The 24,531-nt window shown below is 69.8% G+C and carries 25 protein-coding genes; 12 read left to right on the top strand and 13 right to left on the bottom strand.

Annotation, left to right across the window (positions count from 1 at the left end):
• Positions 1–172: 172 nt before the first annotated feature.
• Positions 173–1,231, top strand: coding sequence for an AbrB family transcriptional regulator (locus tag LGR69_RS03245; protein ID WP_230365148.1), 1,059 nt, complete (start codon positions 173–175; stop codon positions 1,229–1,231).
• Positions 1,228–1,575, top strand: a complete 348-nt coding sequence (locus LGR69_RS03240) for a diacylglycerol kinase (protein ID WP_007566598.1) — start codon at positions 1,228–1,230, stop codon at positions 1,573–1,575. The genes LGR69_RS03245 and LGR69_RS03240 overlap by 4 nt, the downstream gene beginning before the upstream one ends.
• 13 nt (positions 1,576–1,588) lie before the next feature.
• Here the strand turns inward: LGR69_RS03240 and LGR69_RS03235 are convergent, their stop codons facing one another.
• Together LGR69_RS03235 and LGR69_RS03230 are read right to left on the bottom strand one after the other, a co-directional pair.
• Positions 1,589–1,954, bottom strand: coding sequence for a DUF5615 family PIN-like protein (locus tag LGR69_RS03235; RefSeq protein WP_230365147.1), 366 nt, complete (start codon positions 1,952–1,954; stop codon positions 1,589–1,591).
• Entirely contained in the window at positions 1,938–2,507 is a 570-nt protein-coding gene (locus LGR69_RS03230; RefSeq protein WP_091862346.1) for a DUF433 domain-containing protein, read from the bottom strand. Before LGR69_RS03230 ends, LGR69_RS03235 begins: the two co-directional genes overlap by 17 nt.
• Before the next feature lie 152 nt (positions 2,508–2,659).
• On the opposite strand from LGR69_RS03230, the gene LGR69_RS03225 reads away from it, so the two are divergent.
• The 3 genes from LGR69_RS03225 to ilvA are packed head-to-tail and all read left to right on the top strand — an operon-like array spanning position 2,660 to position 4,797.
• Positions 2,660–2,911 (top strand): type II toxin-antitoxin system ParD family antitoxin, encoded by a 252-nt coding sequence (locus LGR69_RS03225; RefSeq protein ID WP_230365146.1) that lies wholly within the window; start codon positions 2,660–2,662, stop codon positions 2,909–2,911.
• Positions 2,908–3,198: a type II toxin-antitoxin system RelE/ParE family toxin gene (locus LGR69_RS03220; RefSeq protein ID WP_279885119.1), complete on the top strand. Its 291-nt coding sequence runs from the start codon at positions 2,908–2,910 to the stop codon at positions 3,196–3,198. Before LGR69_RS03225 ends, LGR69_RS03220 begins: the two co-directional genes overlap by 4 nt.
• Positions 3,199–3,213: 15 nt before the next feature.
• Positions 3,214–4,797 (top strand): threonine ammonia-lyase, biosynthetic, encoded by a 1,584-nt coding sequence (gene ilvA / locus LGR69_RS03215; protein WP_370881350.1) that lies wholly within the window; start codon positions 3,214–3,216, stop codon positions 4,795–4,797.
• A gap of 3 nt (positions 4,798–4,800) precedes the next feature.
• Here ilvA and LGR69_RS03210 read toward each other — a convergent pair whose 3' ends face one another.
• The 3 genes from LGR69_RS03210 to LGR69_RS03200 all read right to left on the bottom strand — a co-directional run bounded on the left by LGR69_RS03210 (position 4,801) and on the right by LGR69_RS03200 (position 7,925).
• On the bottom strand, positions 4,801–5,460 hold the full coding sequence (locus LGR69_RS03210; RefSeq protein WP_007566585.1) for an MgtC/SapB family protein: 660 nt from the start codon (positions 5,458–5,460) through the stop codon (positions 4,801–4,803).
• A gap of 118 nt (positions 5,461–5,578) precedes the next feature.
• Positions 5,579–6,517, bottom strand: a complete 939-nt coding sequence (locus tag LGR69_RS03205) for an EcsC family protein (RefSeq protein ID WP_230365143.1) — start codon at positions 6,515–6,517, stop codon at positions 5,579–5,581.
• Between the two features lie 25 nt (positions 6,518–6,542).
• Entirely contained in the window at positions 6,543–7,925 is a 1,383-nt protein-coding gene (locus tag LGR69_RS03200) for an AmpG family muropeptide MFS transporter (RefSeq protein ID WP_230365142.1), read from the bottom strand.
• Between the two features lie 253 nt (positions 7,926–8,178).
• Here LGR69_RS03200 and LGR69_RS03195 point away from each other — a divergent pair, with 253 nt between their 5' ends.
• Both LGR69_RS03195 and LGR69_RS03190 read left to right on the top strand, forming a co-directional pair.
• On the top strand, positions 8,179–9,219 hold the full coding sequence (locus tag LGR69_RS03195) for a histidine kinase dimerization/phosphoacceptor domain -containing protein (protein WP_230365222.1): 1,041 nt from the start codon (positions 8,179–8,181) through the stop codon (positions 9,217–9,219).
• Positions 9,220–9,285: 66 nt separating this feature from the next.
• On the top strand, positions 9,286–9,729 hold the full coding sequence (locus LGR69_RS03190; protein ID WP_007566579.1) for a response regulator: 444 nt from the start codon (positions 9,286–9,288) through the stop codon (positions 9,727–9,729).
• A gap of 69 nt (positions 9,730–9,798) precedes the next feature.
• Here the strand turns inward: LGR69_RS03190 and mutS are convergent, their stop codons facing one another.
• From mutS to LGR69_RS03165, 5 genes are all read right to left on the bottom strand, one after another.
• Complete coding sequence (mutS, locus tag LGR69_RS03185; protein WP_230365141.1) at positions 9,799–12,516, bottom strand: DNA mismatch repair protein MutS; 2,718 nt, start codon at positions 12,514–12,516, stop codon at positions 9,799–9,801.
• Between the two features lie 154 nt (positions 12,517–12,670).
• Positions 12,671–12,970, bottom strand: coding sequence for a hypothetical protein (locus tag LGR69_RS03180; RefSeq protein ID WP_122160551.1), 300 nt, complete (start codon positions 12,968–12,970; stop codon positions 12,671–12,673).
• Positions 12,971–13,289: 319 nt separating this feature from the next.
• Positions 13,290–14,150: an alpha/beta fold hydrolase gene (locus LGR69_RS03175; protein WP_230365140.1), complete on the bottom strand. Its 861-nt coding sequence runs from the start codon at positions 14,148–14,150 to the stop codon at positions 13,290–13,292.
• A gap of 62 nt (positions 14,151–14,212) precedes the next feature.
• Positions 14,213–14,428 (bottom strand): hypothetical protein, encoded by a 216-nt coding sequence (locus tag LGR69_RS03170; RefSeq protein ID WP_007566572.1) that lies wholly within the window; start codon positions 14,426–14,428, stop codon positions 14,213–14,215.
• A gap of 123 nt (positions 14,429–14,551) precedes the next feature.
• A complete protein-coding gene (locus LGR69_RS03165) occupies positions 14,552–16,285 on the bottom strand; it encodes a patatin-like phospholipase family protein (RefSeq protein WP_230365139.1) in 1,734 nt (577 codons plus the stop codon).
• A 197-nt stretch (positions 16,286–16,482) separates the two neighbouring features.
• Between LGR69_RS03165 and LGR69_RS03160 the strand changes: the two genes are divergently transcribed.
• The 4 genes from LGR69_RS03160 (at position 16,483) to mmsB (ending at position 21,656) form a co-directional block, all read left to right on the top strand.
• Positions 16,483–17,235: an SDR family oxidoreductase gene (locus tag LGR69_RS03160; RefSeq protein ID WP_230365138.1), complete on the top strand. Its 753-nt coding sequence runs from the start codon at positions 16,483–16,485 to the stop codon at positions 17,233–17,235.
• Positions 17,236–17,753: 518 nt separating this feature from the next.
• Entirely contained in the window at positions 17,754–18,782 is a 1,029-nt protein-coding gene (chvE, locus tag LGR69_RS03155) for a multiple monosaccharide ABC transporter substrate-binding protein (protein WP_230365221.1), read from the top strand.
• 100 nt (positions 18,783–18,882) lie between these two features.
• Positions 18,883–20,418, top strand: coding sequence for a multiple monosaccharide ABC transporter ATP-binding protein (gene mmsA / locus LGR69_RS03150; protein ID WP_230365137.1), 1,536 nt, complete (start codon positions 18,883–18,885; stop codon positions 20,416–20,418).
• Positions 20,415–21,656, top strand: a complete 1,242-nt coding sequence (gene mmsB / locus LGR69_RS03145; RefSeq protein ID WP_230365136.1) for a multiple monosaccharide ABC transporter permease — start codon at positions 20,415–20,417, stop codon at positions 21,654–21,656. The genes mmsA and mmsB overlap by 4 nt, the downstream gene beginning before the upstream one ends.
• Positions 21,657–21,688: 32 nt before the next feature.
• On the opposite strand, the gene LGR69_RS03140 is transcribed toward mmsB, so the two are convergent.
• Both LGR69_RS03140 and LGR69_RS03135 read right to left on the bottom strand, forming a co-directional pair.
• On the bottom strand, positions 21,689–22,045 hold the full coding sequence (locus LGR69_RS03140) for a hypothetical protein (RefSeq protein ID WP_230365135.1): 357 nt from the start codon (positions 22,043–22,045) through the stop codon (positions 21,689–21,691).
• Positions 22,046–22,168: 123 nt separating this feature from the next.
• On the bottom strand, positions 22,169–23,140 hold the full coding sequence (locus LGR69_RS03135; RefSeq protein ID WP_230365134.1) for a polyprenyl synthetase family protein: 972 nt from the start codon (positions 23,138–23,140) through the stop codon (positions 22,169–22,171).
• Positions 23,141–23,308: 168 nt separating this feature from the next.
• On the opposite strand from LGR69_RS03135, the gene mtgA reads away from it, so the two are divergent.
• Positions 23,309–23,971 (top strand): monofunctional biosynthetic peptidoglycan transglycosylase, encoded by a 663-nt coding sequence (mtgA, locus tag LGR69_RS03130; RefSeq protein WP_230365133.1) that lies wholly within the window; start codon positions 23,309–23,311, stop codon positions 23,969–23,971.
• Here mtgA and LGR69_RS03125 read toward each other — a convergent pair.
• Entirely contained in the window at positions 23,949–24,530 is a 582-nt protein-coding gene (locus LGR69_RS03125; protein ID WP_230365132.1) for a hypothetical protein, read from the bottom strand. The genes mtgA and LGR69_RS03125 overlap by 23 nt on opposite strands.
• Position 24,531: the final 1 nt, after the last annotated feature.

Genomic DNA, 24,531 nt, shown 5'->3' with positions numbered 1-24,531 from the left:
GAAATGCTTCAGCTTGAGAGAAACGGGTTCACGCAACCCCACGCGAACACCGGACCTTGCCGACCCTGACATCGGCATTCCCAAAACGAATCTTTGCCGTGACAGGGCCCATATTGCGGTGTAGCGGCCCTCACGCCCGGCAATCAGTGCGGGTGAATCCCCACCGGTCGCCTTGCCCTCCTCCCGCACCCTCGGCCTATGGGCCGCCCTCGCCGTCGCGTCGGCAGCCGTCTCGTATGGCCTGCTGCAGGCGGGCTTCCCCGCAGCGCTGCTGCTCGGCCCGATGATCGCGGCGATCGCCTTCGGGGTCGCCGGCTCCCGGCTGCACGTGCCGCGCTTCGCCTTCAACGCCGCGCAGGCGATGATCGGCTGCCTGGTGGCCCACGCGGTGACCGGGCAGATCGCCCAGACCCTGTTGGATGACGGGCCGCTGATCGTGGCGGTCGTGCTGGTGACGGTGGCGGCGAGCGGGCTCGTCGGCTGGGTCCTGACCCGGCTGCGGGTCCTGCCCGGCACCACGGCGGCCTGGGGGTCGTCCCCCGGCGGCGCGTCCGCCATGGTGGCGATGGCCGAGGATTTCGGCGCGGATCCGCGCCTCGTCGCCTTCATGCAATATGTCCGCGTCGCCGCGGTGGTGTTCTCGGCCTCGCTCGCCGCCCGCTTCCTGATGGAGGCGCCGGTTCCGGGCGCCGCCGCCGGCGCGGTCGAGGTGACCGGTCCGCTCTCGCTGCTCGCCACGCTGGCGGTCGCGGTGGTCGGGGCCGGCGCGGCCCTGGCCCTGCGGATCCCGGCGGGCGCGCAGGTCGGCCCGATGGTGCTCGGCAGCCTGCTCCATGCCAGCGGCCTGGTGCGGATGTCTCTGCCGGTGACGATCCTCGAACTCGCCTATGCCTGCATCGGCATCTATGTCGGCCTGCGCTTCACCCGCGAGACCCTGCGGCTCACCCTCTCGGCGCTGCCCGGCATCCTGGCGGCGACCTTCTCGGTGATCGCGCTCTGCGCCGCCTGGGGCTGGGGCCTGACCTTCCTGCTGCCGATCGACCTGCTCACCGCCGTGCTGGCCACGAGCCCGGGCGGCCTCGATTCGGTTGCGATCATCGCGGTCGGCTCGAAGGCGGACGTGTCCTTCGTCCTGGCCGTGCAGACCCTGCGCCTGTTCGTGGTGCTGCTCACCGGGCCGCTGCTCGCCAAATGGATCAGCCGGTCGGTGCCGGAGGGCGCGGCCCGATGAACGCCCTGGTCCTCGCCTTCCTCAATTCCTGGCGCGGCCTGCGCCACGGTGCCCGCACCGAGCGGGCCGTGCGGCAGGAACTGATGCTGCTGGCGCTCGGCGTACCGGTGGCCCTCCTCCTCGGCGCGACCCTGTGGGTCCGGGTCGCCCTGATGGTGAGCCTGCTGCTGATGCTGGCTGCCGAGTTCCTCAACACCGCGGTGGAGAAGCTCTGCGACCACGTCCACCCGGACCACCACCCGATGATCGGCACCGTGAAGGACCTCGCCTCGGCCGGCACCTTCATGGCGCAGATGGCGGCTCTGCTGGTGTGGGTGGCGGCTCTGGTGGAGCGGGTCGGGTGAGGTGCCCCCGGATCTATGACGCTCCGGAGCGGTGACGGCGGCCGGCGCGGTTGATCCGGATCACGCCACCCGGCTTCCGCAGCGCCTCGTCCGCAGCCCTGAGGACCTTTCGGAACAGCTGGCCGGTCTCGCCCGGCGGCAACGAGGGCAGCAGGACCAGCCCCGGATGATCCGGCACCCGCGCGGCCAGGGCCAGAAAATCGCCCGCGTTCACCGTGACCACGATCGCGCGGGCCTCGCATGCGAAGGCGAAGATCGCTGCATCCGTCGCCTGGCGGCCGAGTTCGGCGATGGCGAGGGTCCGCTGCGCGGTGTGGCCCAACCCGTCCGCGATGCCGATCAGGGATTTCGGGCAGCACTCGTCAAGGAGCAGGTACAACGCGGCGCGCCTTCCGGGGCGGGCGGCCCTGGCGCGGGCTGACGCGGTCGAAGAGGATGGCAGCGGAGACCTGATCGGGCGTCAGGTCGAATTCCTCGGCCAGCGTCTCCGGAGAGGTCCCTTGCCGGACCATGTCGGCGACGTGCCGGGCCGGGATCCGCGTTCCGCGCAGAACCGGCTCGCCGCCCAGGACCTCGGTGTTCTGCTCGATCGCCTCGTCGCGCAGCTGATGGAGGATCCGCAGTCGATCGGCGAGTTCGGCCTCCACGGCGTCGAGGGCGACGCTGAGATGACCGATCCGGGCGGTGTTCCCCTGCGCTTCATGAGCCGCCACGATCGCATCGCGCAGGCGTTGCCGCAGGGCCGGGGCCAGATCGACGCGCAGATCGCGCACGGCGGCGAGGTAGAGCAGATCGGCGCTGCCGATCTCACGGACGGTTTGCCCGCGCCCCGCGACGATCCCGGCATCGATCTCGCTGTTCACCCCGCGCACGCTGGACTGGGTGACGAAGGCGGCTTCCGGGACCGTGAGAGCGTGGCGGGCCAGCGGCATCGAAACTTATCCGTGATCGCGGATTGATTTATGTTGCGCAGCACCCTGGTGCAAGGATGATCGGTTCGACGTCTCGCTGGCTGCCAAGCTGAGTCGGAATGGTATCCGGTCAAAATCTTTGTCATGCTGCGCGACGATGGAGGCCGTTCGGCATGGTGACTCTGAACGTGTCGTTGCCTGAGGCGATGAAGGACTGGGTCGAGGCTCAGGCCGAGACCGGGCGCTTTGGCAGTGCCAGCGACTATGTCCGCGATCTGATCCGCCGCGATCAGGAAAAGATTGACGGCCTTGCGCAGCTTCAGACGCTGATTGCCGAAGGGTTCGACAGTGGCGTCAGTGAGCGGTCGCTGGATGATGTCCTGGCCGAGGCCCGGGAGCGCGTGCGGGTTACCCAGAATCGGTGACCATCCGGACGACGCGGCAGGCGGACCGGGATCTCATCGAGCTTTATGTGTCCGGTTCCGCCACCTTCGGCCGCGACCGGGCCGAGCGGTACTATGCAGGGTTGAAGGCCCTGTTCATCCTGCTGGCCGAGAACCCGCTGATGGCTCGCCTCCGGGATGACTTCGTGCGGCCGGTGCGGCTGTATCCCTACCGCGCCCATGTCGTCGCGTATGTCGAGCAGGCGGACGGCATCCTGATCGTCCGCGTCCTGCACGGCCGCCAGGATTGGGCACGGCATCTGACCTGACCGGCCCCCGCTCGCATCTCGCCGCGCGAGGGTCTATCTCCGCCCATCCGCGCCGCGCGCCGAAGTCCCGAAACCATGACCGACTACATCCGAAAGATCCTGACCGCCCGCGTCTACGACGTGGCGATCGAGAGCCCGCTCGATCCGATGCCCCGGATGACGCAGCGGCTCGGCCGGCCCGTGCTGCTGAAGCGGGAGGATCTGCAGCCGGTCTTCTCGTTCAAGCTGCGGGGCGCCTACAACAAGATGTCGGGGCTGAGCCCGGACCAGATCGCGCGCGGCGTGGTCTGCGCCTCGGCGGGCAACCACGCGCAGGGCGTGGCGCTGGCCGCGGCCAAGCTCGGGGCCCGAGCGGTGATCGTGATGCCGCGCACCACCCCGTCGATCAAGGTCGATGCCTGCCGGGCCCGCGGCGCCGAGGTGGTGCTGCACGGCGACGCCTTCGACGAGGCGCTGGCCCAGGCCAGGCTGCTGGAGGCCGAGCAGGGCCTGACCTTCCTGCACCCGTTCGACGATCCCGAGGTGATCGCCGGCCAGGGGACCATCGGCAAGGAGATCCTGGAGCAGCATACCGGCCCGATCGAGGCGATCTTCGTGCCGGTGGGCGGCGGCGGGCTGGCCGCCGGGATCGCGACCTTCGTGAAGTACCTGCGGCCCGGCACCAAGGTGATCGGCGTCGAGCCGGAGGATGCCGCCTGCATGGCCGCGGCGCTGGCCGCCGACACGCGGGTCAGCCTGCCCTCGGTCGGGCTGTTCGCCGACGGCGTCGCCGTGCGCCAGGCCGGCGAGGAGACGTTCCGGCTGTGCCGCGAGCATCTCGACGAGGTGATCACGGTGGATACCGACGCCATGTGCGCGGCGGTCAAGGATATCTTCGACGACACGCGCGCCGTCTCCGAGCCGTCCGGGGCGCTGAGCCTCGCCGGGGCCAAGCTCTATGCCGAGCGCGAGGGCGGCGACGGCACCCTGATCGCGATCTCCTCGGGGGCGAATCTCAACTTCGACCGATTGCGCCACATCGCGGAGCGGGCGGAGATCGGCGAGCAGCGCGAGGTTCTCCTCGGCGTCTCCATCCCGGAGCAGCCCGGCGCCTACCGGGCGTTCATCCGGGCGCTCGGGCCGCGGGCGATCACCGAGTTCAACTACCGCCACGCGCCGGGCGCCGAGGCGCAGATCTTCGTGGGCATCAACATCGCGGGCGGCAAGCGCGAGAAGCAGGCCCTGATCGCCGACCTGCGCGAGGCCGGCTACCGGGTGCTCGACATGAGCGACAACGAGATGGCCAAGGTCCATGTCCGCTACATGGTCGGCGGCCGGGCCGTGGGCGTCGCGCATGAGCGGCTGTTCCGCTTCCAGTTCCCGGAGCGGCCCGGCGCGCTGATGAAGTTCCTGGACGCGCTCGGTCCGGGCTTCGACATCACCCTGTTCCACTACCGCAACCACGGTGCGGATTACGGCCGGGTGCTCGCCGGGATCGCGGTGCCGCCGGCCGAGCGCGCCCGGTTCGACGCGGCGATCGAGGCGCTGGGCTACCCGGCCACCGACGAGACCGAGAACCCGGCCTATCGCCTGTTCCTGGACGGCGAGGCGGCTGCCTGACCGTCAGCTGTTGACGGTATCGACCGAGACCACGTCCGGGGTCTCGCGCAGCTTGGCGGCGATCGCCTCGAAGCTGGTGCGGGACAGCCGGACGAAGGTGACGGTGATCTCGTCGAGATTCGGGTCGGAGGCCGGGCGGGTGGTGAACTGGCGCACCCGCGAGGCGCGCTCGCCCGTGACCGCGTGGAGCGTGTCGATCGACATCGTGCCCCGGCGCACGGTCATGCGGAGCGTCTGCGACCGCATCCGCTCGCGCCAGCGCTCCTCGAACGGCTTGATCCCGGCCAGGATCCCGACCACCAGGGCCGTGGTTGCGAGCGCCGGCACGTAGAGCCCGCTGCCCACCGCCAGGCCGATCGCCGCCACGCCCCACAGGCTCGCCGCGGTGGTCAGGCCCTTCACGACCTCGCCGCGCAGCAGGATCGTGCCCGCCCCGAGGAAACCGATGCCCGACACGACCTGCGCGGCGATGCGGGAGGGATCGAGCACGACGTGCTGGGTGCCGAGCACGTCGCTGAACCCGAAAGCCGAGACGATCATGATGAGGCAGGAGCCGACGCAGACGAGCATGTGCGTCCGCAGGCCCGCCGCCCAGAGGAGCCGCTCGCGCTCCAGCCCGATCACGCTCCCGGCGAGCGCGGCCAGGGCGAGCCGGGCCACCATCTCCGCGTTGCTGATCAGAATCGCCTCCGTCGCTTCGCGCCGCCCGGATCGTTTCTGGAGGCACTGGGAGGACGGATCAAGGTGCGCTCACAATGACGGCGAAGCGGGAAGAAACCGCTCAGGCCACCCCGAGCGCCGCCTTCTCGACCTCGTAGGCCGCCCGGACGGCGGCCGCCCCGTAGGTGCGCTCCAGCCGTCGGACCGTGAAATGCGCGCGGGCGGTGGATTGGAAATGGCTCATGAAGGCGGTGTTCACCGCCGCGCCCCCGAAGGCGCCCAGCACCGGCACGGCTTGCGCGGCGACCTTCTGCGAGACCACCAGGCCGAACCGGGCCGCGATCTGCGCGGTGAACCGGATGAGCGCCGGCGCCGACTGGTCGAGCAGGGTCTTGCTGCCGGCGTAGCGGGCCGCCTCCGCGAGCGTCTTGGCCAGGGCCGCGCGCACGGCGAAGTAGCCGCTCTCGGTGAGTGCCGAGCCCGCCTCGGTCTGGGTACTGGTCCGGCCGCCCAGGGCGAAGACCTGGACGCAGGCCAGCGCGCCTTCCGGCGTCTCGATGTTCTCGCCCTCCTCGCGGGCGATCTCGGCGATCGAGCGCAGCATCAGCGTGGTCGAGACCGGAAGCTCGACCGCCAGGGTCGCCAGGCCGAACGCCCCGCCCAGCGCGCCCGAGAGCGCCGCGAACGCCTTGTGCTTGGTGTCGCCCGATCCGAGCAGACGGGTCAGCCGGCTTTCCGCCTTGGCGGCGACCGCCTCGATCTCGGTGCCGTCGGCCGGAACGACGTCCTTGCGCGGCAGGGTCGCCAGCGCGACCCGCAGGGCGCCGCGCATCGCCGCTTCGGTGGAGCGGCCGACCGCCTCGGTCACCGGGGCCGGCAGCGAGCGGCCGATGATGTCGAGGGGGGCCCCGGCCGCCGAGGACAGGCGGGCGGCCAGGCTCGGCCGTTCCAGCACCTGCACGGCCCGGCGCAGGGCGGCCAGATCCGCGTCGCTCAGGGCGGTTTCGGGGATCGGGGCCGGCAGCGTCGCGTCGGCGCGAGTGAGGTCGCTCGTGCTCATCCGTGAATTCCTGGATCTGGTCGCATCACGCGGTGCCGGAGGCCCGCGCCGTGGAAGGAAGCTCGGGCCCCGGGATGCGGTTCCCCGCCGCCTCGGCCGCCCGTGCCGCGGCCTCGTCCTCCCGCTGCCCGCGCCGCCCGACCGCCAGGCAGAGGATCAGCACCGGGATGCCCACCAGCGAAGTCATGACGAAGAAGGCCGGATAGCCGATCGCCGCGACCACGAAGCCAGAGGAGCCGGCGATCAGCTTGCCCGGCAGCGCGTAGAGCGAGGAGAACAACGCGTACTGCGTCGCCGCATAGGCCGTGCTGGTGAGGCTGGACATGTAGGCGATGAGGACGATGCCCGCGAAGGATCCGCAAAAGTTCTCGATCGAGATCGCCACCGTCAAGCGCCAGATCTCCGGCGCGCCGGCCGAGAGCCAGGCGAAGGCGAGGTGCGAGGACGCGGCCAGGAAGGCGCCGAGCAGCAGGGTCGGGAACAGGCCCAGCCGGGCCAGCGCCCAACCGCCCGCGAAGCCGCCCGCGATGCCGACCCAGATGCCGTAGAGCTTGGTGACGGTGGCGATCTCCTTCAGGTCGAAACCGAGCGCCCGGTAGAGCGGGCTCGCCATCACCCCGGAGAGGAAGTCCGGCAGCCGGTAGAGCGCCACCAGCAGCAGGATGCCCCAGAGCGCGCCGCCGAACCGGCCGTGCAGCTCGGTCAGCGGCTCGAGCACGGCCCGGCGCATCGACCAGAACCGGGAATGGCCGGTGGAGTCCGCCTGCACCCGCGGCGGCGCGTCGAAGGCCGGCGCCAGCAGCGCGGCGATCATGCCGACGAGCATCAGGGCCGCCATGGTCAGGTAGGCGATCGTCCAGCCCCCGGCGGAGGCGATGAACAGGGCGCCCGCCCCGGCCGCGATCAGCCCGAGCCGGTAGCCGAGGTTCGAGGTCGCCGCCAGGATGCCCTGGAAGTCGCTGCCGGCGGCGTCGATGCGCCAGCCGTCCACCACCACGTCCTGGCTGGCCGCGCAGAAGGCCACCAGGAAGGCGCCGAGGCCGAGGAGCGCCAGGTTGGTCTTCGGGTCCGAGAAGGCCATCAGGATCAGGCACAGGGCGACCGCGGCCTGGGTCGTGACCATCCAGGCCCGGCGCCGGCCGAGCCGTGCGGTCAGGACCGGCACGTTCAGCCGGTCGATCGCCGGCGCCCAAAGGAATTTCAGCGAGTACGGCAGCGCCACGTAGCTGAACAAGCCGATCGCCCGCACGTCGATATCCGAGAAGGCAAGCCGCAGCGTGAAGGTCCCCAGCACCAGCAGGAGCGGCAATCCGGATGAGAATCCGAGGGCCAGCATCAGCAGGATTCGCCGGTCCTGGACGATATCGCGCAGATGAAAGCGGTGGGCAGCCTGTGGCGGGTTGGCCATGGCATGGAACTCCTGAGCCTTACTGGCCTTGATCTCGCGAAAACGTGGCAGCCTTGGGCCGTTCGGGCCGGGGCTGGATCGGGAGGCCGTGCGCCTTAATCATGGTCGATGACTGCTTAACGTGGTGTCCACGTCCCGCACGCGCGGAGCACGCCCGGCTCCGCCACGCCGTCACAGAGCGCGGACGAGTCGTGTCGACCAAGTGTGGAATGATGTGTTGAGTACCTCAACCGAGCCCAGCCCGCCGCACGCGATGCTGGTCGATGCGTTCGCGCGCAGCCTGTCGCCGATGGTCATCACCGACGCACGGGCGCCTGACAACCCGATCACCTGGGTCAACGACGCGTTCCTGGGCCTGACCGGCTTCGCCACCGACGAATTGCTGGGGCGCAACTGCCGCATGCTGCAGGGGCCCGGGACCGACCCGGCCGAGGTCGCCCGGATCCACGCCGCCATCGAGGCCGGCGAGCCGGTGACCGCCGAGCTTCTGAACTACCGCAAGGACGGCACGCCCTACTGGAGCGCGATGACGGTCACGCCGGTCCATGACGAGGCCGGCCTCGCCTATTTCTACGCGGCCCAGGCCGACATGACCCATACCCGCGAGCGTGAGGTGACCATGCGGGTCACCAACGACGAGCTGGAGCGTCTGGTCGCGGCCCGGACCCACGACCTGAGCGCCGCCCTGGAGCAGAAGACCGCCCTGCTCCACGAGGTCGATCACCGGGTGAAGAACAATCTTCAGGTGATCTCCTCCTTGATGCTGCTCAAGGCCCGCCGCACCCCGGAGGGTGAGGCCCGAGACGCGCTGCAGGGCATGGCCGAGCGGATCGGCGCGCTCTCCACCGCCCACCGGATGCTCTATTCGGAGGGCGACTGCACCCATTTCAACCTCGGCGACTTCGCATCCGAGTTCCTGTCCGACGTGAATGCCGGGCTCGATCACGAGAAGCAGCGGGTCGAGGCCGAGGTCGAGCCGATCGCGGTGGCGGCCGCCATGGCGGCGCCGCTCGCCCTGCTGATCCACGAGCTGACCGCCAACGCCCTGCGCCACGCCTTCCCGAACGCCCGCGAGGGGCGCGTCTCGATCACCGCCCGCCGGACGCAATCGGGCATGCAGCTGACGATCCGGGACGATGGCGTGGGCCTGGCGGCCGCGCCGCCGAACCCGGCCGGATTCGGGCGCAATCTCGTGGAGATGGTGGTCCGGCAGCTCCGCGGCACGATCGCGTGGGCGGATGCCGGGCCCGGCACCTATGTCGCGATCGATATCCCGCTGCTCTCGCCGACTTGAGAATCCGGCCCGAACGCTTCAAGCTCGTGAAAAGCTCAGCGGTCCAGACGCCAAACAGGAGATCGCATGCGGGATGGGAACGCCGGCGCGGATGCTGCGCTCCGTATCCTCGTGGTCGAGGATGAGGTGCTGATCGCGCTCGAACTCGAGTGCCTGCTCGACGATCTCGGCCATGTCACGGTCGGCATCGCGGGAAGCTCGGCGGAGGCCATCGCGCTCGGCCGCTCGGCCGAGCCGGACGTCGCCTTCGTGGACATCCACCTGGTGGACGGCCCGACCGGCGTCGAGGTCGCCCGGGCGCTCGCATCCGACCCGCGGATCACCGTGGTGTTCATGACCGCCAACGCCAAGCGCATCCCAGACGACTTCGCCGGCGCCATCGGGGTGATCGCAAAACCCTATTCCGAGCGCGTGGTCGCCAGCATCCTCGACTGGGTCGCCGACCGACGCGCCGGCCGCGTGCCGACCCACAGCGCCCCGGACGGGTTCTCCTTCGCGCCGGCGCTGTGAGATTTGCTTCTTAAGACGGTTCCGTCGCCAGGCCCCTCAGGATGAGGGAGGTTGGTGGGAGGCTCCCCACTACCCCTTCGCCGCCCGCTCGCGCTTCAGCCGATAGAGCGCATCCAGCGCCTCCCGCGGGGTCAGCGCATCGGGGTCGATCGCGTCGAGGAGCGCGCCCAGCGGATCCTCCGCCGGGGGCTCCGGCGGTGGCGGCGGGGCGAGCGCCGCAAACAGCGGCAGGTCGTCGATCTTGGCCCGGGCCGGGCGGCCGCGCTCGGCCTTCTCCAGGCTCTTGAGGATCGCGCCCGCCCGCGCCACGACGCTGGCGGGCAGGCCGGCGAGGCGGGCCACCTGCAGGCCGTAGCTGCGCTCGGCGATGCCCGGCACGACCTCGTGCAGGAACACCACGCCGTCCCGGTGCTCGGCCACCTTCAGGGTGGCGTTGTCGAGCCGGGCCAGCCGGTCGCCCAGGGCCGTCAGCTCGTGGAAATGGGTGGCGAACAGCGCCCGGCAGGCATTGGCCTCGTGGAGATGCTCCAGGCAGGCCCAGGCGATCGACAGCCCGTCGAAGGTCGCGGTGCCGCGGCCGATCTCGTCGAGGATCACCAGGGAGTGGCGCGTCGCCTGGTTCAGGATCGCCGCGGTCTCCACCATCTCGACCATGAAGGTCGATTGCCCCCGCGCCAGGTCGTCGGCCGCCCCCACCCGCGAGAACAGCCGGTCCACCCGGCCGATCCGCGCCGATTGGGCCGGCACGAAGGCGCCCATCTGCGCCAGAACGGCGATCAGCGCGTTCTGGCGCAGGAAGGTCGACTTGCCGCCCATGTTCGGGCCGGTGATCAGCCGGATCCGGCCCCGCGTCTCGCCCGACAGGTCGCAATCGTTGGCGATGAACGGCTCGCCGGCCCGGCGCAGGGCCGCCTCGACCACGGGGTGACGACCGCCGGTGATCGCGAAGGCCAGCGAATCGTCGACCTCCGGGCGGCGCCAATCCAGCTCGACCGCGAGTTCGGCGTTGCTGGCGGCGACGTCGAGGGCCGCCATCGCTTCGGCGACCTGTGCCGCCTGCGAAGATTGTTCGACGATCCGGCGGGCCAATGCGTCGAAGAGGTCCGATTCCAGGGCGAGCGCACGCTCCGATGCGCCGCTGATCCGTCGCTCCAGGTCGCCCAACTCGACGCTGGTGAACCGCATCGCGTCCACCATGGTCTGCCGATGCACGAATTCGCGCTGCAAGCCCTTGAGGCAGGCCTCGCCCACCGATTGCGGTACCTCGATGAAAAACCCCAGCAGGTTGTTGTGCTTGATCCGCAGGGTTCGGCAGCCGGTCTCCTCGGCGTAGCGGGCCTGGAGCGCCGCCACGACCTTGCGCGAATCCTGGCCGAGCAGCCGCGCCTCGTCGATCTCGTCCGAATAGCCCGCCCGGATAAAGCCGCCATCCCGCCGGGACAGGGGCAGCTCGTCGGCCAGCGCCGCCTGCAGCTCCGCCGCCAGAGCGGGATCGGCCGCGCCGAGCGCCTCGGCGATCGCGGCGAGCTCGACGGTCGCCCCGCCGGCCTCGTTCAGCACCGCCCCGAGCCCGGCGGCGGCCGTCAGCCCGTCGCGGATCGCCGCCAGATCCCGGGGGCCGCTGCGCCCCAGGCCCACCCGGGAGAGCGCCCGCGCCAGATCGGGCGCCCGAGCCAGCGTGTCGCGGATCGCCCGGCACAGGGTGTGGTTCTCGACGAGATACGCCACGGTCTCGTGCCGTTGCGCGATCCGCGTCAGGTCGGTCAGCGGCCCGGCCAGGCGCTCGGCCAGCAGCCGGGCGCCGTTGGCGGTCACCGTCCGGTCGATCGTGTCGAGCAGGCTTCCGGTACGCTCGCCTGCGAGCGTGCGGGTCAGCTCCAGGTTGGCGCGGGTCGCGGCGTCGATCGCGAGGGTCGAGCCCGCCGCCTCGCGGGTCGGCACCGAGAGCGGCGCCCGGGCGGCGAGCTGCGTGCGGGCGATGTAGAGTAGGCCGGTCCCGGCCGCCTGAATCTCGGCCCGGGTGAAGCTGCCGAAGCCGTCGAGTGTCGAGACGCCGTATTGCTCCCGCACCCGCCGCTCGGCCGCGGCGGGCTCCAGCTCCGCCTGCGCCAGGGGGACGATGGCGGCCCGGCTCTCCTGCCAGATCCGCGCCAGCGCCGGATCGGCGTGGATCGCCTCGGACAGGACGATCTCGCGGGGATCGTGCCGGGCGATCGCGCCGGCGAGATCCCCGGCGGGCACCTCGCTCAGCGAGAAGCGGCCGGTGGAGATGTCGATGGCGGCGAGACCATAGGCAGTCGCGCCCTCCCCGGTCTTGCGCCGCCCGATCGCCAGCAGGAGGTTGGCGCTGGCGGGGTCGAGCAGGCGGTCCTCGGTGATGGTGCCCGGCGTGACGAGGCGCACCACCTCCCGCCGCACCACCGATTTCGGGCCGCGCCTTTTGGCCTCGGCGGGATCCTCGGTCTGCTCGCAGACGGCCACCCGGTTGCCCATGGCGATCAGGCGGCTGAGGTAATCGTCGGCCCGGTCCACCGGGACGCCGCACATCGGGATCTCGGCGCCGCCGTGGCGGCCACGCTTGGTCAGCACGATGCCGAGCGCCCGCGTCGCGATCTCCGCATCGCCGAAGAACAGCTCGTAGAAATCTCCCATCCGGTAGAACAGGAGGCAATCGGGATTGGCCGCCTTGATCTCGATATACTGCGCCATCATGGGCGTGGCGCCGGCCGGATCCAGGGCGGCGGCGGGGGGCGTTTCGGGGGCGGAGCGGACGGCGGTTCGGGCCATGGCGCCTCTTAGCAGAGTGGGCCCGCCGAATCAGGCCGTGCGGAGCGACGCGCCTGGGGAGAAGCCGTCACCACCGGTGGATGAAGCCTCCCGCGCAACAAAAAACCCGGCGCCATGGGCGCCGGGCTGTCGTTCGAAGACCGGTTGATCCGGCTCAGTAGCGCGGGCCGCCGGTGGTGTTGCCGAGGTTCTGCTGGTAGCCGCGCAGGGCCGGGTTCTTCGCGTTCGGGTTGCCGTGACGCATCGTGTTCATGCGGCGCATCCGACGCTCATGGCGCGTGGAATGGTGCCGGTGCATCCGATGGTGGCGATGGTGATGCATCGCCACGGTATCGACCATGCCGGCGCCGGCCAGGCCCGGCTGCGGCATCGCCGGCGCGGCCTGGACCGCCGCTGTCCCGGCGACGAGGCCGCCGAAAAACAGGCCCGCGGTCAGCAGTGAACGAAATGACATCTTTGAAATGCTCCGGTCTAGTCTGAGAGGTGCCATCATAATGGCTCGCGCACCGAGATGTTCCGGTGGGCTAGGCAAAAATGCTCCTGCGCAATCTGACAAAACGCCGGATTAATCGGTGATGCCGGCCGTAGCGAGCCGACGAAACTAACCTTGCGCATCATTTTGACTGTGGTGATGCAACTTCTGGGAAGATTATCCAGTGGCCGCGATCGAACCCGAGCACTGCAAGCGCTTGCGGATCGCTCGGCGCGGATGCGGTTTCCCGGTCGCGGAAGAATGAGGGAACGGGTTCGCGCCTCTGCGCTCGAACCGGCGCTCAGGTCAGGAAGTGCCGCAGCGCGGCGTTCACCACAGCCGGCTCCTCATGGGGGAGCCAGTGGGTCGCCTGATCGAACCATTCGATCCGCCCGGCCTCGCAGAGGTCCAGGCTCGCCTCCGCGAGGCCGGGTTGGAGGGCGGTGTCCTGCTTGCCCCAGAGGATCAGGGTCGGCACCCGGACCCGGGGCGGCGTCGCCCGCGGCAATCGGGCAAGCGCCCGATACCAGTTCAGCATCCCGGTCATCGCGCCGGGCTGCAGCCAGGCTTCGACGTAGCGGTCGAGGTCGGACGGCGCGAAGGCGCCCGGCCGGCTCGTGCCGGTCAGCGCGTGCCGCAGAGCCCGGCATCGGTCGGCCGTGAGCAGCCGCTCCGGCAGGATTGGCAGCTGGAACAGCCCGACATAGGCGCTGCGCAGCCACTGCCCCGGATGGCTGCGGATGTAAGCCCCGACAACGCCCGGATGCGGCGCGTTGAGGATCGCGAGCCGCGCGATCCGGTCGGGATAGTGGCTGGCTGTCCACCACGCGACGAGCCCGCCCCAATCGTGGCCGACCAGACGGATCGTCGCGAAACCGTACGCGTCGGCCAGGGCGATCACGTCGCCGGCCAGCTTGTCGAGGTGATAGGCGGGCACCCCGTCCGGCTTGTCGCTGAGGCCGTAGCCGCGCTGGTCGGGCACGACGAGCCGCAGGCCTGCCTCCGCGAGCGGCCCGATCTGGTGCCGCCAGCCGTACCAGAATTCCGGGAAGCCATGCAGCAGGATGGTGGGCGGACCCGCCTCGGAGCCGGCCTCTGCGACGTGCAGGCTCAGCCCCGGCAGGCCGACCCGACGAAACGCGACGCCCGCCACATCCGTCATCCCGTACCTTGCTCCCTCATGCCCACGGGCTCACCCCGCGGGACCGCCACGCATCCGTCCGGTCAGAAGCCGAGCGCGGAGCAGGAATCCGCCCCGGGATCGAGCTGGTCCCTGAGCCGGTCGGGGGAGGTCCGCGTCCAGAGACAGAGCAGGACGAAGGCCGCGCCGTGCAGCAGGGCACCGGTCGCCGGGACATAGGGCGACCCCGCGGCGTCGCGTAGGCTTCGCGCCCCGGTCGTCTCGGTCGTCGCGCGCGGTCTGGCTGAATGAGGAATCATGATCTTCGGGCTCAACGTGTCGTCTCACAGGGAAGATCGTTGCCCCGGCCGTTCGGTTACCGCGTGCGGATCGCCGCCGTGCGCTGGCACACGCCCGACCGCCGGGGGCGGCGCCTCGATCCGTCAGCGCATCGGGTCGAGCCACGGCGCCAGATGGCCGGCCGCGATATTCGCTTGCGTGTCCCGGTAGCCGAGCTCGGCGGATTCCCGGAAGCTCGACCAAGCCCGCAGGTCGATGCCGGCGAGCGGTGGCCTGAGCAGGGCCGTGGCATGGGCTGCGGCCACCATCGTCTGCGCGTCGCTCGACACGGTGGCGGCGCGCAGCAGCAGCGGCGCCAGGCCCGGCATCGCCGCCGGCGATCCGATCAGCCTGCGCAGGAGCCGGCCGCGCCAGCCCCGTGTCGGCATGTCCTGGAACGCCCGGTCGCTGCCGACATCGACGGCCAGGACCGGACCGCGCTCCAGATCGGCCGCCACGTCCGCCGGCACGTTGTTCATCATGCCGCCATCGACCAGGACGCCCTCGTCGCACAGGACCGGCGGCAGCAGCCCCGGGATCGCGATGCTGGCGCGCAGCGCCTTGGGGAGGTCGCCGGCGCGGTGGATCATGGCGCGGCCGGTCGTCAGGTTCGACGACACGCAGAAGAACGGCAGCCACAGATCCTCGATGCGCGCGCCGCCATAGCGCTCGGCGAGGCTCGCATCGACCTTGGCGCCGCGGGTCAGGGCGTGGATCGGCAGCGTGTAATCGTTGATCGGGTTGCGGCCCGCGAAGGCGGCCTCGGTCTGCTCCCGGATCTCGGTGAGGCTCCAGCCCATGGCGAGGCTGGCGGCGATCACCGCGCCCATGCTGGTGCCGCCGACGAAATCCGGCGCGCAACCGGCCTCGTCCAGGGCGCGCAGAACGCCGAGATGGGCGAGCGCCCGCGCGCCGCCTCCGCCCAGCACCAGGCCCCGCCCGAGGCCGCTGGCGAGCCGCGCCAGCCGTCCGATATCGTCCGCCCGCCCGGGACGGAGCTGGATCCGCATCGCCGCGGGCATGGCCGCGACGGCCGGATGCAGGGCCTTCGGGTGCGGCGCCCGAGGATCCTGGCGCACGACCAGATCCATCCGGATCCAGTCGGAGCGCACCCGCTCCAGATAGGCGGTCACGTCCGGGCGCGGCGGCGCGCCGGGCTCGGCCAGGAGCAGAACGTGGTCGCCGAGGCGCTGGCTGAGGCGGCACCAGGGGCAATCGATGTCCCGGGCCACGAACACCGTCCGCGCATGACGGGCCTCGAAGGCCTGGACTCCATCCTCGTCGGCACCCTCCGGCCAATGGCTCAGGCAACCGGTCTTTCCCGGCAGGATGGCGTCCAGGGCGGTGGCGAAGGCCTGCGCGAACGGTTCGGGATCGGGGCCGTCGGTCACGGCCATCACCAGGAAGGTCCGCGGCGCGTGGTGGACCGAATGCCCCTCGTAGAGCGTGCGCAGGCGCTCGGCGAGCATTCGCGCGAAGTACAGGAGCGTGTGCGGATGCTCCGCGATCACGGTCTCGAAGGCCGCGCGGGTGAGGCACAGGAATTGGGATTCGCGCAAAGCCGTCACGGTCGCCGCCCGCGGCGCGTCGGATAACAGCGCCATCTCGCCGAAGATCGCGGGCGGGCGGAGCCGGGCGATCCGGGTCTGGACCCCGTGATGGTCGCGGGTCGAAACGCCGACCGCGCCGGAGACCAGGGTGTAGAGCGCATCCCCGGTCTCGCCCTGCTCGAACAGCGTCCGGCCCCCGGGCACCGTCAGCGCGACTATGCGAGCCCGCACCGCCTCGACCGCTCCAGGGTCGAGACCGGCGAGGAACGGGATCTCGGGTTGGCTCACCCCCGCCCCGCCCCGGTCACGTCCGCCATCCCATACGCCCGCATCGCCCCGCTCCCGGCCCGCTTCCCCCGTACCACTATAGCGTGTTGGCGGTGGTGCGGTCCGCGACGGTTCGGGCCGATCTGAAACGGATCGCCCTTCGCGCCGCCACGGCCGTCCGGTACAGGCAGGACAACGCCATAAACAGGGAGGCAGCGATGTCGGGGGCTGATCGGATCGCGATCGTGACCGGAGCGGGGACGGGGGTCGGCAAGGCTTCGGCCCTGGCCCTCGCCCGGGCCGGATGGAGTGTGGTGCTGTCGGGGCGGCGGCAGGCCCCCCTCGACGCGGTCGCGGCGCAGATCGAGGACGGGCGCGCGCTCGTAGTCGCCACGGACGTGACCGACCCGGATTCGATCGCCAACCTGTTCGCGCAGACCAAGGCGCGGTTCGGCCGCCTGGACCTGCTGTTTAACAATGCCGGGATCGGCGCGCCGCCTGTCCCCCTGGAAGACCTGCCGCTGGAGACGTGGCGGCAGGTGGTGGACACCAACCTCACCGCCCTGTTCCTGTGCACCCAGCACGCCTTCCGGATCATGCGCGACCAGGATCCCCGGGGCGGGCGGATCATCAACAACGGCTCGATCTCGGCGCATGCCCCGCGGCCGAACTCGATCGCCTATACGGCCACGAAACACGCGGTGACCGGGCTGACCAAGGCGACCTCGCTCGACGGGCGCGCCTACGACATCGCCTGCGGCCAGATCGATATCGGCAATGCCGACACCCCGATGGGCGGCAAGATGAAGGAGGGCGTCGCCCAGGCCGACGGCTCCATCCGGGCCGAGGCGGTGATGGACCCGGACCATGTCGGCGACGCGGTGCTGATGATGGCCAACCTGCCCCTGTCCGCCAACGTCCAGTTCATTACCGTCATGGCGACCAAGATGCCGTTCGTCGGCCGCGGCTGAGCTTCCCGGAGCGGCGCGCCCAGGCGATCGCCGCGCCCGCCGCTCAGGCCTGCGCCGCCCGGAGACCGCGTCGCGCCGAGCCGGCGGATTTGCGCTTACGAACAGCCACGGTTTTTCCGTGCGCGCCGCGCGGCGCCGATTGACGCCCGGTTTTATAACTCATACAAATCTCTGAACAAAACGGCCGGGGTCCGAACTCGGTCGCGCACAGGTCGAGGGCCCTCGCGCCTGTGCATCGCCATCGCGCGTCCCGTCGCCGAGCGTCTGCAGAGCGCGTGAACGGGGTGCTGCGAGGCCGACGACTTTCGGTCGCCCCGGATGAGCCGGGATCCACGCGCCGGCGCAAGGTGATCGTTCCGGACCGGACGTATCGATCCGGCCACGCGATGACTTCTGCAAATCAAAAAAACATTCGCACAATGCGAAGTGCGCCGAAGAGGCGCACAAGACTACGCTACGACCGGGGGGACTTGATGATCACCAGGCAGACCTTTCTCAAGCTCGCACTCGCCGCTTCGATGCTGGTGGGCTTCGCCGTTCCCGGGGCGCTCGCCGCCGGCGGCGACCTGATCGGCGTCGCCATGCCGACCAAGTCGTCCCAGCGCTGGATCGACGACGGCAACAACATCGTGAAGCTGCTGGCGGCCAAGGGCTACAAGCCGGACCTGCAATACGCCGACGACGACATCCCGAACCAGCTCGCCCAGATCGAGAACATGCTCACCAAGGGCGCCAAGGTCCTGGTGATCGCCTCGATCGACGGGACCACGCTGAGCGACGTTCTGTCGAAGGCCAAGGATAGCGGCGTCAAGGTCATCGCCTATGACCGCCTGATCAAGGGCACCCCCAACGTCGATTACTACGCCACGTTCGACAATTTCCAGGTCGGCGTGCAGCAGGCCAGCTCGATCGTCGACGGGCTCGGTCTGAAGGACGGCAAGGGGCCGTTCAACATCGAGCTGTTCGGCGGCTCGCCGGACGACAACAACGCCTACTTCTTCTACGACGGCGCCCTGTCGGTGCTGCAGCCTTACATCGACGCGAAGAAGCTCGTCGTGCGGTCCGGCCAGACCGGCATGGACAAGGTCTCGACCCTGCGCTGGGATCCGGCCACGGCCCAGGCCCGCATGGATAACCTGCTCTCGGCCTATTACGGCAACGCCAAGCTCGACGCGGTCCTGTCGCCCTACGACGGCATCTCGATCGGCATCATCTCGTCGCTCAAGGGCGTCGGCTACGGGTCCGGCAGCCTGAAGATGCCGGTCGTCAGCGGCCAGGATGCCGAGCTGCAATCGATCAAGTCGATCATCGCCGGCGAGCAATATTCGACGATCTTCAAGGATACGCGCGAGCTGGCCAAGGTGACGGTCGCGATGATCGACGCCATCGTGTCCGGCAAGCAGCCGGAGGTCAACGACACCAAGACCTACAACAACGGCAAGAAGGTCGTTCCGGCCTACCTGCTGAAGCCCGTGATCGTCACCAAGGCCAACTGGAAGCCGGCCCTGGTGGATACGGGCTACTACACGCTCGACCAGCTCAAGTAAGCCTTCCGGGGCCGGGCGCCGGCTCCGACCGATCCTGGCCGATGCTGGCATCCCCGGCATCGGCTGCCGACCTCATGAACGACGAGCCGGAATTGGTCGCATGCAGCCCGTCCTCGAAATGCGCGGGATTACTAAGACATTCCCCGGCGTGAAGGCGCTCTCCGACGTCAACCTAACGGTCCAGCCCGCCGAGATCCACGCCCTGGTCGGCGAGAACGGCGCCGGGAAGTCGACGCTAATGAAGGTGCTGAGCGGGGTCTATCCCCACGGCACCTACGAGGGCGAGATCCACTACGAGGGCCGGCTCTGCCAGTTCCGGGACATCTCCGACAGCGAGCGCGTCGGGATCGTCATCATCCACCAGGAACTCGCGCTGGTCCCGTTCCTGTCGATCGCCGAGAACATCTTCCTCGGCAACGAGCCGGCCCGGTTCGGCATCATCGACCGGGACCGCATGTTCGCCCGGGCGGTCGAACTCCTCAGGACCGTGGGCCTCGACGAGAATCCCGATACGCTGGTGACCCATCTCGGGGTCGGCAAGCAGCAGCTCGTCGAGATCGCGAAGGCGCTGTCGAAGAAGGTCAAGCTGCTCATCCTCGACGAGCCGACCGCGAGCCTCAGCGAAAAGGATAGCGACGCGCTCCTGCGCCTGCTGATCCGCTTCCGCGAGCAGGGCATCGCGTCGATCCTGATCTCGCACAAGCTCAACGAGATCGCGAAGGTCGCTGACCGGATCACCGTCCTGCGCGACGGCACCACGGTCGAGACGCTCGATTGCCGCGACGGGTCGATCGACGAGGATCGCATCATCCGGGGCATGGTCGGCCGCGAGATGGCCAACCGCTATCCGGTCCGCGAGCCGCGGATCGGCGACGTGATGCTCGAGGTGAGCGACTGGACGGTGCACCACGCCGTCCACGCCGACCGGCCGGTGGTGCGCAACGTCAACCTCACCGTCCGCAAGGGCGAGATCGTCGGCATCGCCGGCCTGATGGGTTCCGGCCGCACCGAACTCGCGATGAGCCTGTTCGGCCGCTCCTACGGCCAGGGCATTTCGGGCCGCGTCCGGATCGAGGGCCGGGATGTCGATGTCTCGACCATCGGCAAGGCGATCGCGGCGGGCATCGCCTACGTGACCGAGGACCGGAAGCAGCTCGGCCTCGTTCTCGAGGAGACCATTACCAAGAACACCACGCTGGCGAATCTGCCGGGCGTGTCCACGGCCGCGGTGATCGACGAGGACAAGGAACGCCAGGTCGCCACCGATTACCGGACCAAGATGCGCATCCGATCCTTCGGCGTGGCGCAGCAGACGGTCAACCTCTCGGGCGGCAACCAGCAGAAGGTCGTGCTCAGCAAGTGGCTGTTCACGCACCCCAAGGTGCTGATCCTGGACGAGCCGACACGGGGCATCGATGTCGGCGCCAAATACGAAATCTACTCGATCATCAACGAGTTGGCCGATGGCGGCCGGGCCGTGCTGATGATCTCGTCGGAGATGCCGGAGCTGCTCGGCATGTGCGACCGCATCTACGTGATGAACGAGGGGCGTTTCTTGGGCGAGTTCCAGCGCTCGGAAGCGAGCCAGGAGGCGATCATGCGCGCAATCATGCGCTCGAAGGAACGAAACGGATGAGCGATATCTCTGCGGGCAAGTCGATGATCCCCGGCACCGAGTCCCTTCCCGAGTCCCTGCCCGAGGCCAAGCCCGCCGCCGATGCGGGCGCGAAACGCGGCTTCCTCGGGACCTCGCAGTTCCGGGATTACGGGCTGCTGATCGCCCTGCTGCTGATCACGCTGTTCTTCGAGTACACCACCAACGGCGTGCTGTTTCAGCCGCTCAACCTGACCAACCTGATCCTGCAGAACAGCTACGTCGTCGTGATGGCGCTGGGCATGCTGCTGGTCATCGTGGCCGGGCATATCGACCTGTCGATCGGGTCGATCGTGGGCTTCGTGGGCGCGCTCGCCGCCTTGCTGATGGTCCGCGTCGGCCTCGATCCCCTCTCGGCCACGGTGGTCTGCCTCGCGGTCGGGGCCGCCATCGGCGGTCTGCAGGGCGCGTTCGTGGCCTATCTCGGCATTCCGAGCTTCATCGTCACCCTGGCCGGCATGCTGGTCTTCCGGGGCCTGACCCTGGCTCTGCTGCAGGGCGCCTCGATCGGGCCGTTCCCGGAGGTGTTCCAGCTCCTCGCCAAGGGGTTCCTGACCAATTTCGCCGGCCCCTGGACCTCCCTGCTGATCGGGGCGCTGCTCGCGCTCATCCTGTTCGGGGTCAACTGGCAGCGCCGCACGGTTCAGGTGCGGCATGGCAGTCAGCCCGACAGCGTCGCGTCGTTCATCTTCCGCAACGGCATCACGACCATCGTGATCCTCGCCTTCGCGTACCAGATGAGCGCGTATCGCGGCCTGCCGAACGTGCTGATCGTCATGTTCGTGCTGGTGATGCTGTACCGCTTCATCACCACGCGGACGACGATCGGGCGGCGCATCTACGCGCTGGGCGGCAACATCAAGGCCGCGCGCCTGTCGGGGATCAAGACCGAGCGGCTGACCTTCCTGACCTTCGCCAATATGGGCGCCCTGGCCGGGCTCGCCGGCATGATTTTCGCCGCGCGCCTGAACACCGCGACCCCGAAGGCCGGCGTCGGCTTCGAGCTCGATGTCATCGCGGCCTGCTTCATCGGCGGCGCCTCCGCGGCCGGCGGCATCGGCAAGGTCTCGGGCGTCGTCATCGGGGCGTTCATCATCGGCGTGATGAACAACGGCATGTCGATCCTCGGGATCGGTATCGACTACCAGCAGGTCATCAAGGGCGTCGTGCTCCTGGCTGCGGTCTGCCTCGACGTCTACAACAAGAAGAACCGCGCCTGACCGGCGGCGAAGGCCGGTCCCTCGCCGCGGATCTACGGCGTCCGCTGAGGCTGCCGGTCGTCGCTGCGCTCCTGTTGGCTCGGCGCCGCGGGGGGCTCGGAGCCGGGCTGCATGACCTTGGCCATGAGCAGCCGATGGGGTTGCGGCCCGGGCAGGAGCTGGATCGCCTGCGGCTCCGGCTGCCGGGGCGGCGGCTGAATCGGGGCCGCTTCGCGCCGGATCGGCTTCTTGGGAGCCGGCATCGCGGACAGGCCGGCGCACAGGATCACGCACGCCAGACCAATCAGGATGCTCTCCACGGAAGGGTCCGGGTGAGCCATCATGTAGCCGAGCCCGCCGAGGCCCGTGCCGGCGGCCAGGATACGGGAAAGCGACGGAGAGGAGGGCATGCCCGACGATCGCGGCGCCGTCCTTGCGGGCCGGTCAAACCGACCCGCTCAATTGTCGAGATCCGGCGTCGCCCTGTGCCGTGAGCATGCGTGACGGCGAACCGCCCTCACCGATGCATGGCCTTAGGTCTTGCGGGCAACCGTGAATCGGGCGGCATCGCGAAGGGTGCGCGCGCCCTCGCCCCAGGGTGCGACGGCATCCTCGCAGACGCCGACGAGGCGGTCGCATTCGGCGCGGGCGCCGTCGAGGCCGAGGCGGTCGACCAGCGTAGCCTTGCCGGCATCCTTGTCCTTGCCGGTCGCCTTGCCCATCGCCTCGGGCGAGGCTTCCCGGTCCAGGATGTCGTCGGCGATCTGGAACGCCTGGCCCAGCGCCAGCCCATAGCGCAGCAGCGCCGCGCGCTGTCCCGCGTCGGCGCCGCCGACGATCGCGCCGGCTTCCACCGAGAAGGCCAGGATCGCGCCGGTCTTCATGGCCTGCATCCGCAGGGTGTCGTCCACATCCATATTGGCCGCACCGAACCGCCCCTCGGCGGTGAGGTCGAGGAGCTGGCCGCCGACCATGCCGCCGAGGCCTGAGGCGCGGGCCAGCCCGAGCACCAGGTCGGCGCGGATCCGCGCATCCGGCTGCCAGGTCGGGTCGGCCACGATCTCGAAAGCCAGCGTCTGGAGGGCGTCGCCGACCAGGATCGCGGTCGCCTCGTCATAGGCCTTGTGCACCGTCGGCTTGCCGCGGCGCATGTCGTCGTCGTCCATCGCCGGCAGGTCGTCGTGGACGAGGCTGTAGCAATGCACGAGTTCGACCCCGGCGCCGGCCGCCAGCGCCGCGGCCTCGGAGCCGCCCAGCATCCGGGCGGTCTCGATGGCGAGGAACGGGCGCAGGCGCTTGCCGCCGCCCAGCACGGCGTGGCGCATCGCGTCCATCAGGCGCGGCGGCCGGGCGATCTCGCCGGGGCCGATTTCCGGGCCGAGCCGTTCGACCAGGAAGGTCTCGACCGTCTCGGCGACCTGCGCCAGCCTGTGGGAAAACTCGGCGGCGGGGGTGGCCGTCTTGACCGAACCGGTCTGAGCCTGCGTTGAGGGAGTCGAGGTCATCGGGCGCTGCGTCCGGTCTTGGCCTGGCGAAATCAATCGGGCGTCGCTTTGCGCGGAGATGAAATCAAGTACGACCGAACCGGACCCAGGCGGATCGCGGCGTCGCGCGCCGTCTCGAGAGACGGGCCACGCGAGCTGCCGCGCGCTCGCCCGAGGCGCTCCCGCCGTGTGCGCCGGCTCGTGGGAGCGCTGCTGCTGCTCCCTGCCCTCGGTTTCATCTTCACGCTCACGCTGGCGCTCGTCTATAGCGCGGTGACGCCGCCGTCGACTCTGATGCTCGGACGGTGGTTGACGCTTCAGCCGGTGAGCCGGGATCCGGTGCCGCTGGCCGCGATCGCGTCGGTCCTGCCGCAGGCGGTGATCGCCTCGGAGGATCAGCGCTTCTGCCTGGATTACGGCGTCGATTTCGGGGCGATCCGCGAGGTCGTGGAGGACGAGGATTCACCGAGCCGGGGCGCCTCGACCATCGCGATGCAGACCGTGAAGAACGTCTTCCTGTGGCCGGGCCGGTCCTACATCCGCAAGGCCTTCGAGATCCCGCTCGCGCTGGCGCTCGATGCCCTCTGGGGCAAGCGGCGGATGATGGAGATCTATCTCAACATCGCCGAATGGGGCGACGGCATCTACGGCGCCCAGGCGGCGAGCCGGCACTGGTTCGGCAAGGATGCGAGCCGGCTGACCCGGGGCGAGGCCGCCCTCCTGGCCGCCGTCCTGCCGAACCCGATCACCCGCAGCGCCGGCCGCCCCTCCCCCGGGGTCCGCCGCCGGGCCGCCCAGATCCAGGCGATGATGGGTCAGATCGAGGGGCTCACGGGTTGCCTGAGGCGGTGACGTGTCCCGATCGCTCCCCCGGGGGCTGCTCGCTGGCGCGCCGGATCGATGCGAGCATGCGCCGGCGCACGAGGCCGCTCACGGGCCGGATCACGAGCCAGTAGAGCGTGAATTTCAGGCGTGCGGCGCGGCTGGGACAGTCGATCCGCGTCTCGGTGACCAATAGGGTTCGGCCGTCCGGATGACGCCGGGTGGCAAAGGCCAACGCGAGCCTGGCGACGTCTCCCGCCGCGAATGCCTGGAACGCTGGGCCGTCCGCCACCGGCTCCAGCCCGTAATCCGGACGCCAGAATCGTCCGACCAGCCCGTAGACGATCTCGTCCGCGCTCCGGTCGAGCAGGGTGAAATCGTCGAAGCCGAACGGGGCGCGCGGCCCGTCCGGCCTGCCGAGGAGGCGCATCGGAATCTCGCGCAGGCCGATCACCGTCCGGAAGAACCGATCCGAATCCGGGCGATAGGCGACGACGCTGTCGAGGATCGCGGCAGGCTCGGCGGCGATCAGACAGGCATGCGTCTCGCTGAACTGGTAGGTCGGCAGGTATCGGTCGAGGAGGTGCATG

Origin of the sequence: Methylobacterium brachiatum, assembly GCF_020523825.1 — a bacterium.
Classification (GTDB): Bacteria; Pseudomonadota; Alphaproteobacteria; order Rhizobiales; family Beijerinckiaceae; genus Methylobacterium; species Methylobacterium brachiatum.
The sequence above is the reverse complement of the archived record's forward strand: the minus strand, read 5'-3'. Positions and strand labels throughout refer to the sequence as shown.

Excerpts from the sequence above, each read along its gene's own strand:
- LGR69_RS03125 (WP_230365132.1), bottom strand. The coding sequence starts at position 24,530 with ATGCACCTCCTCGACCGATACCTGCCGACCTACCAGTTCAGCGAGACG.
- LGR69_RS03140 (WP_230365135.1), bottom strand. The coding sequence starts at position 22,045 with ATGCCCTCCTCTCCGTCGCTTTCCCGTATCCTGGCCGCCGGCACGGGC.
- LGR69_RS03240 (WP_007566598.1), top strand. The coding sequence starts at position 1,228 with ATGAACGCCCTGGTCCTCGCCTTCCTCAATTCCTGGCGCGGCCTGCGC.
- LGR69_RS03170 (WP_007566572.1), bottom strand. The coding sequence starts at position 14,428 with ATGATTCCTCATTCAGCCAGACCGCGCGCGACGACCGAGACGACCGGG.
- LGR69_RS03190 (WP_007566579.1), top strand. The coding sequence starts at position 9,286 with ATGCGGGATGGGAACGCCGGCGCGGATGCTGCGCTCCGTATCCTCGTG.
- LGR69_RS03160 (WP_230365138.1), top strand. The coding sequence starts at position 16,483 with ATGTCGGGGGCTGATCGGATCGCGATCGTGACCGGAGCGGGGACGGGG.
- LGR69_RS03225 (WP_230365146.1), top strand. The coding sequence starts at position 2,660 with ATGGTGACTCTGAACGTGTCGTTGCCTGAGGCGATGAAGGACTGGGTC.
- LGR69_RS03195 (WP_230365222.1), top strand. The coding sequence starts at position 8,179 with ATGCTGGTCGATGCGTTCGCGCGCAGCCTGTCGCCGATGGTCATCACC.
- LGR69_RS03135 (WP_230365134.1), bottom strand. The coding sequence starts at position 23,140 with ATGACCTCGACTCCCTCAACGCAGGCTCAGACCGGTTCGGTCAAGACG.
- mmsB (WP_230365136.1), top strand. The coding sequence starts at position 20,415 with ATGAGCGATATCTCTGCGGGCAAGTCGATGATCCCCGGCACCGAGTCC.
- LGR69_RS03210 (WP_007566585.1), bottom strand. The coding sequence starts at position 5,460 with ATGGTGGCCCGGCTCGCCCTGGCCGCGCTCGCCGGGAGCGTGATCGGG.
- LGR69_RS03205 (WP_230365143.1), bottom strand. The coding sequence starts at position 6,517 with ATGAGCACGAGCGACCTCACTCGCGCCGACGCGACGCTGCCGGCCCCG.
- mutS (WP_230365141.1), bottom strand. The coding sequence starts at position 12,516 with ATGGCCCGAACCGCCGTCCGCTCCGCCCCCGAAACGCCCCCCGCCGCC.
- LGR69_RS03180 (WP_122160551.1), bottom strand. The coding sequence starts at position 12,970 with ATGTCATTTCGTTCACTGCTGACCGCGGGCCTGTTTTTCGGCGGCCTC.
- LGR69_RS03175 (WP_230365140.1), bottom strand. The coding sequence starts at position 14,150 with ATGACGGATGTGGCGGGCGTCGCGTTTCGTCGGGTCGGCCTGCCGGGG.
- LGR69_RS03200 (WP_230365142.1), bottom strand. The coding sequence starts at position 7,925 with ATGGCCAACCCGCCACAGGCTGCCCACCGCTTTCATCTGCGCGATATC.
- mmsA (WP_230365137.1), top strand. The coding sequence starts at position 18,883 with ATGCAGCCCGTCCTCGAAATGCGCGGGATTACTAAGACATTCCCCGGC.
- LGR69_RS03230 (WP_091862346.1), bottom strand. The coding sequence starts at position 2,507 with ATGCCGCTGGCCCGCCACGCTCTCACGGTCCCGGAAGCCGCCTTCGTC.
- chvE (WP_230365221.1), top strand. The coding sequence starts at position 17,754 with ATGCTGGTGGGCTTCGCCGTTCCCGGGGCGCTCGCCGCCGGCGGCGAC.